The organism is Paraglaciecola sp., assembly GCF_039942875.1.
Lineage (GTDB): Bacteria > Pseudomonadota > Gammaproteobacteria > Enterobacterales > Alteromonadaceae > Paraglaciecola.
In genome coordinates this window covers 103,011-117,773 of record NZ_JBDVBQ010000054.1, presented here as the reverse complement: position 1 = coordinate 117,773, position 14,763 = coordinate 103,011, and the positions used below count along the sequence as shown (strand labels likewise).

General features: G+C 40.3%; 14 protein-coding genes. 3 read left to right on the top strand and 11 right to left on the bottom strand.

Features of this window, described 5'->3' with window-relative positions:
* Positions 1-93: 93 nt before the first annotated feature.
* From gspK to gspC, 9 genes are read right to left on the bottom strand one after another with little or no spacing between them, the layout of a single operon-like run.
* Positions 94-1,128, bottom strand: a complete 1,035-nt coding sequence (gene gspK, locus ABJE44_RS19330; protein WP_348110871.1) for a type II secretion system minor pseudopilin GspK — start codon at positions 1,126-1,128, stop codon at positions 94-96.
* On the bottom strand, positions 1,128-1,760 hold the full coding sequence (gene gspJ / locus ABJE44_RS19325; RefSeq protein ID WP_348110872.1) for a type II secretion system minor pseudopilin GspJ: 633 nt from the start codon (positions 1,758-1,760) through the stop codon (positions 1,128-1,130). The genes gspK and gspJ overlap by 1 nt, the downstream gene beginning before the upstream one ends.
* Positions 1,761-1,762: 2 nt before the next feature.
* Positions 1,763-2,140 (bottom strand): type II secretion system minor pseudopilin GspI, encoded by a 378-nt coding sequence (gspI, locus tag ABJE44_RS19320; RefSeq protein ID WP_239024080.1) that lies wholly within the window; start codon positions 2,138-2,140, stop codon positions 1,763-1,765.
* A complete protein-coding gene (gene gspH / locus ABJE44_RS19315) occupies positions 2,130-2,759 on the bottom strand; it encodes a type II secretion system minor pseudopilin GspH (protein WP_348110873.1) in 630 nt (209 codons plus the stop codon). Before gspH ends, gspI begins: the two co-directional genes overlap by 11 nt.
* An 18-nt stretch (positions 2,760-2,777) precedes the next feature.
* Positions 2,778-3,233, bottom strand: a complete 456-nt coding sequence (gspG, locus tag ABJE44_RS19310) for a type II secretion system major pseudopilin GspG (protein WP_348110874.1) — start codon at positions 3,231-3,233, stop codon at positions 2,778-2,780.
* Positions 3,233-4,453, bottom strand: coding sequence for a type II secretion system inner membrane protein GspF (gene gspF, locus ABJE44_RS19305; protein ID WP_348110875.1), 1,221 nt, complete (start codon positions 4,451-4,453; stop codon positions 3,233-3,235). Before gspF ends, gspG begins: the two co-directional genes overlap by 1 nt.
* Positions 4,454-6,025 carry a type II secretion system ATPase GspE gene (gspE, locus tag ABJE44_RS19300; protein ID WP_348110876.1) on the bottom strand — a complete coding sequence of 524 codons (1,572 nt, stop codon included), beginning with the start codon at positions 6,023-6,025 and terminating at the stop codon, positions 4,454-4,456.
* 2 nt (positions 6,026-6,027) lie between these two features.
* The gene (gene gspD / locus ABJE44_RS19295) at positions 6,028-8,073 is read right to left on the bottom strand and encodes a type II secretion system secretin GspD (RefSeq protein ID WP_348110877.1); all 2,046 of its coding nucleotides are present in this window, start codon (positions 8,071-8,073) and stop codon (positions 6,028-6,030) included.
* Between the two features lie 2 nt (positions 8,074-8,075).
* Positions 8,076-9,017 carry a type II secretion system protein GspC gene (gspC, locus tag ABJE44_RS19290; protein WP_348110878.1) on the bottom strand — a complete coding sequence of 314 codons (942 nt, stop codon included), beginning with the start codon at positions 9,015-9,017 and terminating at the stop codon, positions 8,076-8,078.
* 140 nt (positions 9,018-9,157) lie between these two features.
* On the opposite strand from gspC, the gene hslR reads away from it, so the two are divergent.
* Together hslR and hslO are read left to right on the top strand one after the other, a co-directional pair.
* Positions 9,158-9,556: a ribosome-associated heat shock protein Hsp15 gene (gene hslR / locus ABJE44_RS19285; protein ID WP_348110879.1), complete on the top strand. Its 399-nt coding sequence runs from the start codon at positions 9,158-9,160 to the stop codon at positions 9,554-9,556.
* Positions 9,557-9,574: 18 nt separating this feature from the next.
* Positions 9,575-10,465: an Hsp33 family molecular chaperone HslO gene (hslO, locus tag ABJE44_RS19280; protein ID WP_348110880.1), complete on the top strand. Its 891-nt coding sequence runs from the start codon at positions 9,575-9,577 to the stop codon at positions 10,463-10,465.
* Between the two features lie 85 nt (positions 10,466-10,550).
* Here the strand turns inward: hslO and ABJE44_RS19275 are convergent, their stop codons facing one another.
* Positions 10,551-11,255, bottom strand: coding sequence for a haloacid dehalogenase type II (locus ABJE44_RS19275; protein ID WP_348111084.1), 705 nt, complete (start codon positions 11,253-11,255; stop codon positions 10,551-10,553).
* Between the two features lie 445 nt (positions 11,256-11,700).
* Here ABJE44_RS19275 and ABJE44_RS19270 point away from each other — a divergent pair, with 445 nt between their 5' ends.
* Entirely contained in the window at positions 11,701-13,323 is a 1,623-nt protein-coding gene (locus tag ABJE44_RS19270; protein WP_348110881.1) for an EAL domain-containing protein, read from the top strand.
* A 106-nt stretch (positions 13,324-13,429) separates the two neighbouring features.
* Here ABJE44_RS19270 and envZ read toward each other — a convergent pair whose 3' ends face one another.
* A complete protein-coding gene (gene envZ / locus ABJE44_RS19265; protein WP_348110882.1) occupies positions 13,430-14,725 on the bottom strand; it encodes a two-component system sensor histidine kinase EnvZ in 1,296 nt (431 codons plus the stop codon).
* Between the last annotated feature and the right edge of the window lie 38 nt (positions 14,726-14,763).

Below are 14,763 nucleotides of genomic sequence, written 5' to 3'. Positions count from 1 at the left end.
TGACTTATCATGTTAGTTTAACAATTTGAATGTACGATTATATACTCAAACCACCTCTAACTCGCGTACTTTGTAGTGGCTTGACTATATAGCTTAGAATCCGCTAAATTCTCTGCTAACAACTGTTACGCTGTTATCTTCATTTATTTTTAACACACTTTGCATCGCGAAAGTGGCGTTATTGTACTTAGTTCTGGTGTGCAACATAAAATACGAAGTTGTGACATCGAACCATTCTTTTTGTTCATCACTGAGTGACAAGGCTGTTATAGCAGGCTCTGCTAAAAAATCTGTAGCTTCTTGAAACCCCTCAGCCCCGCGGTTTGCTAAAACAGACTGGGCATCGGCTAAGCTTAACCCGGTTGCAGCCCCTATCACTGCTGCGTTTTCTTCGGTAACCGTATTTACATTGATTAAAAATAAACTATCACTCGGGAGCACGCATACTAGCTCTAGTAGTTTTTCTAACCATTGCACTTCAACACCGTGTATTAGACGTAATTCTGATTTATGGGCCATAAAATTATTGGCTGGTAAATAAGGAAATTGCCGGCTTTCATATTCACCATCTTCTGCACCAAGTTGAGTAGGTTGGTCATCTTCATCTAACCAATCCAGTAAGGAATCACGAATGGTTTCTACGTTATAGGTGGGAATATCACCCTCAACCAATTCCAATAACCTTTGAAAGGCTAATACTCTATCTGGCAAAGCCGTTGTGGCAGTGGTAGTTGTATCGGAGCTTGCCTCTGCAGTTGTGCCAGCATTGTTATTTGATGTACCGCCAGGATCTCTCAGGGCATTCAGATTAAAGCAGCTTTGCATATCGACCAGTTTGGCTTCAATGCCACCACCATCAACAGGGAATACATATTCTTGATTCCATGCCTGATCTAAATAAATTAAATCTCTGTCATTCTCGACTAAATCTTTTATTGATTTACGGGCGTATTGCTCTGCACTCATGGCATACCAATATGCTTGATTATTATCTTTTATATTTGAGGCGCGTTTGATTTGCAGTTGTAAGCGAGACCCCATTTCTGTGGCTAATACGCTCACTATTGCGACTATCATTAGCACTATAATAAGGGCTACTCCACCTTGCTTTGAAGGCCTAAGATGCATTATTCACTGCCTCCCACCAAAAACTCTCGGCGTATTTCACCAAAGGTTTTACTAGAAATAGTGACTGATATTGCAAGTGGCAACACCTCACTTGAGTATATCTCTTCCCAGTCTTCGGCATCTTCTAGCTTTGTTTCATCGGTCAAAAAGCTAACTTGAAAGTCCTCTATGTCTGACAATAGCACCCTAACTTTAGGTTCATATCCAATTACATTGTCAACATAGTTACCATAGACCCGCTGCAACTCTTTTTCTTGTAAACGATAGCCGACACTTTGTAAGGTACTGCGGGGGAGTAACATCTGAGGGTTATGCCATCCAGCGCGTACAAAGGCTAAACCTCCTGCATCACTAGACATTACATCTTCACCACCTGACACAACCACACTGCTTGCTTCACCATTAATTCTTACTGAGCGATTAGTCATTTGCATGATGTCCCGCTCTATGGTCAACATAGCTCGTTGTAATTCTTCTAGTTTGGCGAACCTCTCTTCTGATAATTGATCGCTCTCAATTACCGAGTTTAAAACACCAGTACTTGCTACCCCAATTAAAGCAAAAATCGCAATAGCAACCAGTATTTCAAGTAGTGTAAAACCACGGTTACGTCTTAACTTAATTGCAGCCATGGTTAGTCTTGTTTCGCTATAAATGTGACGGCAGAACTAACAACCCCTTCGTAGTCTTCATCTAAACCAACTGACACTTCAACTTGAACCATTTCAGAATCACTGGTTTTTTCTACTGTTTGTTGCCAATACCAAGTACGACCGGCCATCTCTTGGGAGCCTTTCTTGTTGTTTTTGACAGGCCAGCTAGTATCAACATGTAATTGAGACAATCGATTATTAGCCACCCAAGTGGCAAAGGTAATGTCCTCAATTTGAGAAACGCTGGTTAAATGTTCACTGGCGGCTTTCATAATAGCAGTAGCGGTTAATGCAAATATAAGAAGTGCCACCATAACTTCTAGTAACGTCATGCCTGCAGAGCTATGTTTATAGCTCATTTAAAGGGCCTTCCATTTCGATTGGACTTATATCTTGGCCATTCACTCTAAAGTATACAGGTTGCTCATTACCAAAGTCAGCTTCGTAAGCTAACGACAGAGAAAAGGGAGTGATTTCGCCACTAGAGAAAATAAAAACTTGAGGTGGGTCGAGGGGTTTGTCTTCTTCGTTACCAATTTCAGTGCCATCTTCAGAAAGAGAAAAGTCTTCTTCAAATAGGTCGTCGTCACTAAATAAGCTTTGACCTGTATCCCAAGGTAAATCCGTTAGAGATAATTCAATGGAAAACTCTTGTGGCAAAGTATGGTCACTTAATAACTTATCATCTTCGAGTTTTTGCCAAGCTTGCTCTTCATCTAAATACATAAAATAATATGTATTCTCGTCTTCTTCTATTCGCAGACCCAATTGTCTTTGGTTAAGCACGGCAAAGTCAGCCGCCATATTAAAGACAATCTGCAAACGTTGGGTTTGTTTCTTCAGTCTGTCCTGAGCACTTTCACCAGAATAGTTGAGTACCACAGCCCCTACTGCCAAGCCCATGATAAGCAATACCAGCATTACCTCTATTAAGGTAAAACCAGTTTGCTTTTGATGCTTGGAGAAGTATTTGCACATAGAGGGCGCTCAAACTGATTAGTTTAAGTAGTCGTTAAGGTTCCAGTTACCAATGTCGTCTTCTGTACCTGGTTCACCGTCTGGTCCGTTTGAAAAGATATCAAACTGACCTAATTCGCCTGGACTTAAAAGTTGGTAAGGATTACCCCAAGGATCATTAGGTAAACGTGTGATATAGCCATTTGCTCTGTAGTTACGAGGGATAGGATCAATCGTTGGTTCGCTTACTAAGGCTTCTAACCCTTGTTCAGTAGTAGGAAACACGTTATTGCTTAACTTATATTGAGTTAATGCGTTCTCTAAGCTTTGAATATCAATAGCTGCTGTTTTAACTTGCGCTTCTTCTTGATTTCCTAATATTTGCGGCGCAATCATACCTGCCATAATGCCGATGATAAGCAGTACCACCATGACTTCTATTAATGTGAAGCCTTGAGATTTAAGAGATGCAATAGGTTTTAAATGTTGTTTCATTAGATATTCACCATAGAGTTTAAAGCCATAATTGGTTGTAAAATAGCGATAACGATCAGCAAAACTACCACTGCCATAGTCACTATTAAGATTGGTTCAAATACTTTGAGTGATACGCTCACTAAAGATTCAAATTGTCTGTCTTGGTTATCAGCCGCCCGGCCTAACATTTGTTGTAGCTCACCGCTGCGCTCACCCGATGCAATCATATGCATCATCATAGGCGGAAACATTTTTGTTTGTTCTAAAGACGCCCGTAAACTAGAGCCTTCTTTTACATGGCCTGCAGCTTCTTTGATTGCTTCTTTGATATGTAAGTTTTCTAACACATCACCGGCTATACGCATGCTTTCAAGTAATGGTACGGCGCTGGATGATAAAATACTTAATGTACGAGCAAAGCGAGCAGTATTCAGGCCCTTAGATATTTTTCCTAACATGGGCATGCTCAAAATCGATTTGTGGTAACGCATTTTCATAGTAGGTTGTTGCAGCACTCGATTAATGATGACTATGATGAGTACCAAAGCAATAAATACAAAAATACCGTATGCTTGCAAGAAATCACTAACCGTAATTAAAGCTTGAGTAATGGTTGGCAAGTCTTGCCCCATATGCTGAAATTGCCCCACAATTTTGGGTACAACTTGCGTCAATAGTAACAATACAATTGCAAAGGCAAAAAACAGCATAATGCAGGGATAAACCATAGCTTGGGTAATTTGGCTTTTGGTTTGTTGGCGTTTTTCGGTGTAGTCGGCTAGGCGGTTTAATACAGTATCTAGATGTCCTGATTTTTCTCCTGCCGCCACCATAGCTCTGAATAAATCATCAAATACATGGGGGAATTCTGCCATAGCGTCAGCCAAAGTATGACCTTCTACAACCTTACTACGAACCGCCATCATCATGTTTTTCTGACGAGGTTTCTCACATTGTTCAGCCACAGCTAGTAAGGCTTCTTCTATTGGAAGCGCTGACTCTACTAAGGTTGAAAGTTGTCTGGTCAACAAGGATAAATCAGAGGCAGAAATAGTATTTTTAAATAAGGTAAAACCTTGCTGAGACTTACGCTCTTTTTCAGCGACTTGGTCTACTTGCATGGGTATTAGCCCTTGCTCGCGCAATAACTGCCTTACTTGCCTAGGGTTGTCACCCTCTAACACCCCATTTTTGGTTTTGCCACTTTTCTCCATGGCTTGATAAGCATATGCAGCCATTTAGTCTTCCCTAGTTACACGCAACACTTCTTCAAGTGATGTATATCCTAACAATACCTTATTACAGCCGTCCTCTCGGATGCTGGGGGTAGACTGGCGAATATACTTCTCTATCGCCTGCTCGCCATGACCATTATGCATTAACTCACGAATACCTTCGTCGACTATTAATAGCTCGTGAATACCTGTTCTGCCTCGGTAGCCTGTTTGGTTACAGGCAGCACAACCTTTAGGGGAAAATACACTTTTAGCCTCAGCCGCTGAATGAATACCTAAAATTTGGCATTCTTGTTCGCTAGGTGTGTGACTGACTTTACAATCTGGGCATAAGGTTCTGACTAGTCTTTGTGACAACACCGCTAGTAAACTTGATGATAACAAAAAGGGCTCAATACCCATGTCTTCTAAGCGTGTGATTGCACCTGCTGCGGTGTTGGTGTGTAAGGTTGACATCACTAAGTGACCGGTCAAACTTGCTTGAACACTAATTTGAGCGGTTTCTAAATCACGTATTTCCCCAACCATGACCACATCTGGATCTTGCCTTAATATTGCACGTAAGCCCCGAGCAAAGGTCATATCAACCTTGGCATTTACTTGGGTTTGTCCGATGCCTTGTAAATCAAATTCGATAGGATCTTCTACCGTCAGAATGTTTCTGTCTTTTGAGTTAATTTCACTTAAGCCAGCGTACAAGGTGGTAGATTTACCAGAACCTGTAGGACCGGTTACCAGAATAATACCGTGGGGTTTACGAACTAAGCTTGAAAAATGATCTCGGTTTACCTTGGTCATACCCAAGTCTTCAAGGTTTAATCTTACATTGTTCTTATCTAATAAACGTAATACAACTCGTTCGCCATGGCTAGAAGGCATAGTTGAAACCCGCACATCAACGGCTCTACCAGCAATTCTTAAGGTAATACGACCATCTTGTGGCACGCGTTTTTCGGCGATATCCATTTTAGACATAACTTTAATACGAGACACTAGCATAGACGCCATTTTACGATTTGGTCGTAAAATTTCTCGCAGTACTCCATCGACCCTAAATCGCACCAATAGCTGGGTTTCAAAGGTTTCGATATGAATATCAGATGCCCCTTCTTTAATCGCTTCCCCTAACATGGCGTTGATTAATTTGATGATAGGTGCGTCATCTTCACTTTCGAGTAAGTCTTCGGTATCAGGTAGTTCGTCAGCTAGGCTAAACAAGTCGGTCTCGTTGCCAATGTCTTCCATTAATTGTTTAGCAGCAGAAGAGTCGCGCTGAAAAGCATTAGTTAGCAAGGATTCAAACTGGTCAACTTCAATCTCTTTAAGGCGGAACTCGGCTCCCAAAAACCGTCTAACCTCAGCAAATACGGGGAATTGAGTTTCTAAGGTATGGTATAAAATTGCAGGCGTCTCGCCTGTATCTAGCAAGACTTGATGCCTTTTTGCAAAACTAAATGCAAGTTGCTTATGCTCAGGCTCATCAATAGGGGCATTTATATCAGCGCCCGCTTCTAATAATGACTGCTCCTCTGCTTCTAAAGCACTTCGTCCTAAAGTTTCATCGACATCAGGCATAACTATTCGTCATCCTTTTCTAGATCTTTGCTTTCGATATAGTCGTTAAACGAAGGAGGCAAGCTTAATGAGTCGTCCCATTCTGGTAGTGATGGTGCATCACTAAAGGGCATTAAAGGAATACCATCAGCTTGATGCTCTAATTGCTGAGCTCGTATGTATTGATACTTCTGCTTGCTGATTTCATTCATGGTCACGCCATCACGTATAATAGTTGGGCGAATGAATACCATTAAATTACGCTTATTTTTACTCGTTGTGGTTGACTTGAATAAGTGACCAATAATAGGGATATCGCCTAACAAAGGCACTTTAGATACACTTTCTTGTACGTCTTCATCTATTAATCCACCTAATACGATTGTGCCGCCATCATCTACAATAACTGAGGTTTTGATCTCACGTTTATTGGTAATAATATCAACACTAGTGGCGCCACTAAGACTAGATACTTCTTGTTCAATCAATAGTTGAACGGCATCACCTTCATTAATTTGAGGCGTCACTTTAAGCTTGATACCCACTTCTTGACGGTCAATAGACTGGAATGGGTTAGCGTTATTAGTACCCGTTGTTGAGCCTGTGATAATGGGCACTTCTTGGCCAACAATAAAGTAAGCTTCTTCGTTATCCATGGTTGTTAGGTGTGGTGTGGCTAGTATGTTGGCATTAGTATCGGAGCTAACTGCTTGTAACACGGCACCCCAGCCATCAAATACTCCTCCTACTAGAAAGCCGCTAACACTGCTCATTAGAGAAGCTAGAGTAGAATAATCGCCTTCTTCAACTGAATCGTAAGTACCGGATGGGTCGCCATCATCATCGTACGCAATAACAGTAGTAGTCGTATCTGAAGCTTCTTCAACTCCTACCGCCAATGAGCCAATACCCACTACACCATTAGAAAACTGAGTTCCGCCGTAATCTTCACTGGCCCATTGCACCCCTAGTGTGGTGCCGTCGCCTTCGTACACTTCAACAATAATGGCTTCTACTTGTACTTGCGCGCGGCGTACATCTAGCTTGCGGATTACGTCTTCGAGAGAACGCATCATATCTGGCTCTGCAGTTATTACTAATGCATTTGAGTCTTCGTGAGAGTCAATGCTGACTTCGCGATTGCTGGTTGACTTTCCTTTGGTGGCGCCGTTTTCTTCAGCCTGAATACTTGCACTCACACCTTGTAGAACTTTGACTAGGTCTTCCGATTTTGCGTAGTTCAGGAATATAACCCGAGTATTACCACTGGTTTCTAGTTCTTGGTCCATACGCTCAATTAAATTGACGATACGCTGACGGGCTTTTATGTCTCCACTGACAATGATGCTGTTAGTTCTATCATCGGCAACGACTCGTGGGTCAGACTTTCCTGAAGTATTGGCCTTACTTTGTGATTTGTTAATACTTTCAATAATGCGCACTATTTCAGTGGCAGATGCAAATTTTAACTTAACGATTTCTACTTCTTCATCTCCGGCCTTGTCTACGCGTTCAATAATTTCTACTAAACGATTCACCACTGCGGCGCGGCCTGTCAGCATCATAACGTTTGATGCATCGTGACTTACAACGTTACCACCGCCAGCGGTATCGTTAAGTTGGCGCAACAAAGGCGCAAGTTCACGAACCGGTACGTTATAGACAGGCATAACACGGGTTATCATCTCATCACCATCGAAAGGGCTGCCTTCTACTACCGGAATATTAGAAGCCTTGGCGTCTTTTGAACGAATAACTTTGATAACACCGCTTGGCATAGACACAGCTGAGTAGCCATACACTTGCAATACATTAAGGAAAAACTGGTAGTACTGCTCTTCGTTAAGTAAGTCGTAACTACGTACAGTGATTTTTCCCCTAACATTAGGATCAACAATAATGGTTTTTTGCAGGTTTTTACCCACAATATTAATGAATTCGCCAATATCTGTATTTTTGAAATTTGGAGAGTAGTCGGCGGCTGCCACTAAGCTAGACATTGCATAGAAGGCACCACTCGCGATGGCGAGTAATGCTCTTGATGTAGCTAAGCGTATAATAGACTTCATGTTTATTGTTCCTCTTCCCGTTCGGGCAAATCAAGGTAGATGGTAAGTAATTCATCTTTACGTTGTATTGTCATTTGTAAAGACTCTAATTCTCTTAATAAATTCATTGCTTCAAGGCCTTGTTGAATATCTGTTAGATCTAAGCCGTTAATATCAGTGATAACGTCACCAGACTTTAAGCCTACTTCTTTAAATAAAGATGAGTTCTTACCTGGACTCACACGATACCCTGTTAGCTCTCCATTTTCTCTATTAGGGGCAACAGCAATATAATCGGTAAAACTGCTGGGTTTTTGCTGTAATTCTCGCCTAGCTTGTAATGCATCTGAAGATAAAGTACGCCGATTCTCATCTTCATCCCGTGGAGACTGTGCTCGGGGTGTTGGGCGTGGTTTAGTCGCAGAACGACTAGATGGTTTGTTGTAATCCACGCCATCTAACATTAGGGTTTCATTTACCCCATTGTTACTAATAATTACTCGGTCAACGTGAACTTCTTCTAAGGTAGCATTGGTGCCTTCAATTTCATCTTTCACACCATAAGTTTCTTGTTGGTTGCGGTTTTCTATAATTGCAGCACCGTGGCCTTCTTCGGTACTTGTCACCACACCTGTTAGGGTTAATTTTAATCTAGTAACGGGAGCATCGGTTACTTTCTCTTTTTTCTCTTGAACTGGCTTAGCGGTTAAATCGCCAAATAAATTCAATCTTTTTAGGGCAGCTAAATTAAGAGTTTGAGGACTATTCGAGCGAGTTTTTTTATTTGATGTAAGTGTGCTTTGGCCGCTAGTTTGCTCTGGGTGCGGCCATAATCGCCATGTTAATTCAGCTGCATAGGCTAGAAGAAAAATACTCAATAGTACAACCACCACAAAATTAATTTTATGTTGATTTTTAACTAATTGGAGCCATAGTTGATTGAAGTTATAATTTGCGACTGTCATTGTCTCTCGGTGGGACTGATTAAAATGTCAAAACATGCTTGCTAGATTATTAGTTAAGCAAATAAGTCCTAATAATAGCGAGTAGGAGCGAGCGCTACAACTCTAAACCCTAAACGTTACAAAAAAACGACAAATTTATCATGAAAAAAAATATTGATATCCCTGCAAGCGTTCGTCTAGACAAATGGTTATGGGCCGCCCGTTTTTTCAAAACTCGCGCCTTAGCTAGAGATGCTGTGCAAGCTGGTAAAGTACATTACAATGGTCACCGCAGCAAACCTAGTAAAATTGTAGAGCTTGGAGCTTCTATAAAAGTTCCCCAAGGTTTCGATTTTAAAGATGTGGTGGTGCAACAAGTAACAGAGCAGCGACAAGGCGCGCCTGCTGCACAACTTATGTATCAAGAAACGGAAGACAGTAAAAAGCTGCGTGCAAGTAACGCTGAAGCGCGTAAACTTAGCGCCTTTCATAGTCCTAAGCCTTTACATCGGCCTGATAAGAAGCAACGCCGACAAATCATCCAATTTAAGCAACAGTAATATTCAAGGTATACACACATGGCATTTGACCAACTTCATCGTTATCTATTTAATCAAGGGAATGTCAGAGGAGAACTAGTACGTTTGCAATCTAGTTATCAGGCTATTCTAGATTCTTATCCTTACCCCTCAGTGATTCAAAAACTACTGGGTGAGTTAATGGCTGCCACTAGTTTGCTAACCGCAACCTTAAAATTTAAGGGGGATATAGCCATTCAAATTCAGGGAAAAGGCCCTTTAAGTTATGCTGTAATAAACGGTACTGATAAGCAGAAGATGCGTGGTGTGGCAAGGTGGGATGAAGAATTAACCGAGTTGCCAGAAGCGTTCTCTGAATTGGTACTAAAAGGTGTTTTAGTGATTACTATTACCCCAGAAAAGGGGGAGCGTTATCAAGGCATGGTGGCGTTAGATAAGCCTACTTTGGCTGAATGTATTGAAGGTTACTTTGAACAGTCAGAGCAGTTAGCGACTAAGGTCATTTTACGCACCCAGTTTTCAGATGACGCAGCTAAAGCTTGTGGCATGTTTTTACAGGTATTACCCACTAGCAGTCAAACTACAGAAAAAACAGATACAGATTTTGACCACTTAAGCACTTTAACCGACACCATTAAAGATGAAGAGTTATTCTTGTTATCAGCCAACGATATTTTACATCGCTTATATCATCAAGAAGAAGTAGAGCTGTTTGAGCCTACAAGTGTCATTTTCAAATGTAGTTGCAGTAAAGAGCGCAGTGCCCAAGCTTTAACGAATGTGAGCAAAGATGAGTTGTTAGATATTGTGGCAAAAGATGGCGATATAAAAATGAATTGCCAATATTGCCACGCAGAATATAGCTTCGATAGTATCGACGTTGAAAGTATTCACGCCGGTACTTATGGTCTTCCTGCAGGGCAGGCTTAATTCACTCAATGCTTTTAGTGTTTATAAACAAGCGGCCAGTATTGAGGCCGCTTGTTTGTATTGATTGGTACTATCCCGAACGAATTTATTCGGGGTATGCGTTGTTTAACTCTTCAACTAACTCCAATAAATCATTAACCAAATAATCTGGTTGCGGAGCGAGTGGATAAAGTTGCTTATTTGGGCGAGCAATAAAAGCAGTCTGTAAGCCGGCAGATTTTGCCCCTGCTATATCCCAACCGTGTGCTGCTACCATAAGTACTTCTTCTGGTTTTACGCCCATTTCTTTTAGTGCCCATTCGTAACTACGTAAATCTGGTTTGTAGAACCCTATGTCTTCAACACTTAAGCGCTCAACAAAAAACTGCGTTAAATTTGCATTAGCGAATTGTGCTTTTACACCCGTATTTGAGCTATTGGTTAAGCTGATGATCTTATAACCTGCGTCCGTTAACAGAGTTAAACCTTCACGAACATCTGGATGTGGAGGAAGAGATAGCAAGGGGGGCACTATGGCTTGTTTTGCTTGTTCGTCAGTTAAGATAATGCCGTTGTTTTTAGCCACCATTTGTAACGCAGCAACACCAATTTTTCCAAAGTCATGAAACTCTCCTCTAGTGGTATCTACCAGTGAGTAATGCAGCATAGTAGAAAACCACAAAGGTAACAGGCTTTCGTCATCATTCAGCGCTTTACCCACTGAAGTACGCATTGACTCAAGATCAAGCAAGGTTTCGTTCACATCAAAAATGATGAGCTTTGGTTTTTCGTTTGCTTGTAGGTTAGTCATGGTGGCTATCATTAAAAATGTAGCGAGAAAAAAGCGTGTACAGATTTTCATTGTTACTCCTGTGAATGATTTTAAAGGTGACTATTTATACTTTGAATAAAACAGAGGTTTAGCTTCAGGCAACATAGACCTGAGAAGTTAAAATAAGGTTTCACTGTTTTTTAGTCTTTATTTTCAAACCTTTACTAAAACTGCATACTTAATAGACTAAAAGCATAAGTGATTAGCTTGAATTTACTTTAATATTTACCAACTATTGATTTAGCCGCAATGGGGTTTTACGACTTACAGTCGTTAAAATTATTGAAGGCTGTGAAATGATTTATTTTACATGATTTAAAACAAGGATGAGTTTCTCCTCTAAAAATACCTATGAAAAAAGGGTACCCATCTAATAGCTATATTTAATTTAAGTTTATACACCTGAAAAGAGATTTGTGAATCCATGATAGAAGCTGCTTCAGTATTATTTGTTTTGTGTGGCTTAGTCTTTTTGGCTTTAGCGGTAAAGCCTAGCTATCGAATTTGTCAAAGTATTGAGTACCGAAGTTGGTATTTGCTATTCATACTTATATTGACTTTCATATTAGGCTACTCGTTCTTTTTATTAGTATTATTATCCAATCCAGTCACATTTTTGGAGTTAGGGCTTTCTGCTATTTTGGCTGGTGGGGGAGCTTTTGTCATTATAGTAATTCGTTTGAGCTTAAGTTCGATGACACAAATTCAAAAGAATGCAGATGCCCGTTATGTAGAAGCTAGGAGCGACCCTTTAACTAAATTATACAACCGTTTGTATTTTTCAGAGTACTTAAATCAGGCTATTTCTAAGGGCGCGCCTTTTGCGATTATCATGGCTGACTTAGATCGCTTTAAAGAAATTAACGACACCTTAGGCCATGCCGTTGGAGATAAGCTTTTAATTCAAATTGGTGATCGTATACAAAACAGCTTATTAAAATCTGATGTCATTGCTCGTTTAGGTGGAGATGAGTTTGCTTTAATTATTAATAACGTAGATGAAAGCTCATGTTTAAGTGAAGCTCAAAAGTTGACCGACGTGATGGAAGATGCTTTTGCCATTGATGACCATCTGTTGGTTATTGATATGAGCATTGGTATTGCTATGTTTCCTGAAAATGGCTTTGATAGTGAAGCTCTATTGAAAAATGCAGACATTGCCATGTATGTGGCTAAACAGAATAATCAAAATTATGTATTGTACGACCCCTCAATAGACACACTATCTCCCAAAAAGATAAGTGTGATATCTAAAATTAATGATGCGCTATTGGAGCAAGAGTTCGAGCTATATTACCAGCCTATCTTGAGTCCTGCTGACAACCGCTTAAAGGGGTTTGAAGCTCTTATTCGCTGGCCTCAAGCTAATGGCACTATTATTTCTCCTGCAGAGTTTATTCCATTAATTGAGCAGAGTCGTTTTATTGGTAAAATCACACGCTGGGTTATTTTACAAGCTATACAAAAGGCATATGGCTGGAATCGAGATTATTTGCCGGTATGTATGAGTGTTAATCTTTCATCTTCAGATGTATTAGACAAAGAGCTAGTACCTTATATTCGTGATTGCTTAGAACGCTACCCTATTTCACCCTCGTTATTGTGTTTTGAAATTACAGAGAGTGCCATTATGTTGAATATGGAAAGGGCTAAATATGTGATTTATAATTTAACCTCAATGGGGGTTACTATTGCACTAGATGACTTTGGGACTGGTTATTCTTCCTTGTCTTTGTTGCGAGAGCTACCTGCTCAAATCATTAAAATTGATCGCTCATTTGTAATGCAGATTACAGCTAACTTGGAAGACTTCTCTATAGTAAAGTCAATGCTAGAGCTCTGCCACAGATTAGGAAAAGAAGTTGTCGCTGAAGGTGTTGAAACGCAAGCTATATTTGAAGAACTACAGAATATTGGGTGTGACTATATTCAAGGATATTATTGTTCTAAGCCAATAAATTATGACGATACTTGCGTTTGGTTAGATAGTTACATTAAAAATAATCAAACTGTAATCACTATGGGGTATGAACCGAATATTTCTTGAGGATTAACTCATTTGCAAAGAGCTTCAGAGGTTGTTGGGTAACATTGCATATCGACATGTAATATTACCCTGCTAATTGTTCGCGTTACGCTTGTAAGTAAACAATCTAAATATTGGCACTTATAAATATAGTTGCGATAAGTCCGCCTTCAGGGTGGTTTTCTAAGGTGACATGGCCTGAGTGCATATCCACAATACGCTTAATAATAGCCAGTCCCAGGCCTGACCCTAAACTTCCCCGAGCTTTATCGCCCTGAGTGAAAGGTTCAAACAGACTCTGGATACAATCATCTGGTATGCCTGGCCCAAAATCTCGCACCGAAAAATACAACTGATTATTTTTCTTATTGTGAGCTGAGCTAATTTCGATATTATTACTGCCATAACGATAGGCATTTTCGATAAGGTTGTCTAACACTCTTTTTAACGCTACTCGTCTAATTAAGGTATTAGGTAGTGGTTTTAAATTTAATTTAATATCATGATTTTCTTCGATGTTTCTAGCTTGTACGGCTTCTTTAATCAAATCATTCAAGTTGCCGTTTTCCATGCACTCTTGTTGATCTTGACGCACATAATCAATGAATTGATCGATGATTTCGTTCATATCTTCGATATCATGCACTATACCCTCTTTAATCCACTCTTGGTCTTCCGGCAACATCTCTGAAGCTAACCTGATCCGTGTTAATGGGGTGCGTAAGTCATGGGAAATACCCGCCGTTAATAATGCTCTGTCATCTTCTAGTTGTTTAATACCCTTGGACATTTGATTAAAAGCTCGGGTCACTGCAATAAGCTCTGTTGAGCCTTCTTCTTTTAAAGGTTTAGGCACCAACCCTTTACCTACTAATAATGCTGCGTCTTGTAGGGCTTGCAATGGCCGATTAAGTCTTCTTACAAATATCAAACTGCCACCAACACTTAGGATACCTATCATTAATAAATACACCAGGTGAGGGGAGCCGTCTCCCTGTCCTAGGCCAACCATAGGGATGGTAATCCAAGTCGATGGATTTTGAGGAGGGTTTATCCAATATAGAAAGGGCGTATCTTGGCTGATCCTAACTTGCGCTTTGCCACCTAAAACTTCAGACATCTGATTAGACCAAGATTGATAATGAATCGCGTGGTCTAGCCCCTGTGCGATGGCTTCTTCTTGAGTATAAATTTGCATGCCAGCCACCTCATGTAATTGAGGCTGTAACGCTGAATTTTTAGAGTCTATACCAGCGACATATGCCATTTTTATTTGGTTAGCCAGTAGGTGATTGATTTGCTTAACGTTTGGGCTGACAAAATAAAAAGTGACTGACACCAAGGATACAATTTGGTTAATCAGCAATAAAATGGCAATCAATAATACAGTTTGCCCAAAAGCACTTTTGGGGAGTAACTTCATAGTATAATTGCCTGCTTTTTAGTGATTGAAATACATAT

Excerpts from the sequence above, each read along its gene's own strand:
- hslO (WP_348110880.1), top strand. The coding sequence starts at position 9,575 with ATGGCATTTGACCAACTTCATCGTTATCTATTTAATCAAGGGAATGTC.
- gspH (WP_348110873.1), bottom strand. The coding sequence starts at position 2,759 with ATGTGCAAATACTTCTCCAAGCATCAAAAGCAAACTGGTTTTACCTTA.
- gspK (WP_348110871.1), bottom strand. The coding sequence starts at position 1,128 with ATGCATCTTAGGCCTTCAAAGCAAGGTGGAGTAGCCCTTATTATAGTG.
- gspG (WP_348110874.1), bottom strand. The coding sequence starts at position 3,233 with ATGAAACAACATTTAAAACCTATTGCATCTCTTAAATCTCAAGGCTTC.
- gspC (WP_348110878.1), bottom strand. The coding sequence starts at position 9,017 with ATGACAGTCGCAAATTATAACTTCAATCAACTATGGCTCCAATTAGTT.
- ABJE44_RS19275 (WP_348111084.1), bottom strand. The coding sequence starts at position 11,255 with ATGACTAACCTACAAGCAAACGAAAAACCAAAGCTCATCATTTTTGAT.
- gspJ (WP_348110872.1), bottom strand. The coding sequence starts at position 1,760 with ATGGCTGCAATTAAGTTAAGACGTAACCGTGGTTTTACACTACTTGAA.
- gspD (WP_348110877.1), bottom strand. The coding sequence starts at position 8,073 with ATGAAGTCTATTATACGCTTAGCTACATCAAGAGCATTACTCGCCATC.
- gspF (WP_348110875.1), bottom strand. The coding sequence starts at position 4,453 with ATGGCTGCATATGCTTATCAAGCCATGGAGAAAAGTGGCAAAACCAAA.
- ABJE44_RS19270 (WP_348110881.1), top strand. The coding sequence starts at position 11,701 with ATGATAGAAGCTGCTTCAGTATTATTTGTTTTGTGTGGCTTAGTCTTT.
- gspI (WP_239024080.1), bottom strand. The coding sequence starts at position 2,140 with ATGAGCTATAAACATAGCTCTGCAGGCATGACGTTACTAGAAGTTATG.
- gspE (WP_348110876.1), bottom strand. The coding sequence starts at position 6,025 with ATGCCTGATGTCGATGAAACTTTAGGACGAAGTGCTTTAGAAGCAGAG.
- hslR (WP_348110879.1), top strand. The coding sequence starts at position 9,158 with ATGAAAAAAAATATTGATATCCCTGCAAGCGTTCGTCTAGACAAATGG.
- envZ (WP_348110882.1), bottom strand. The coding sequence starts at position 14,725 with ATGAAGTTACTCCCCAAAAGTGCTTTTGGGCAAACTGTATTATTGATT.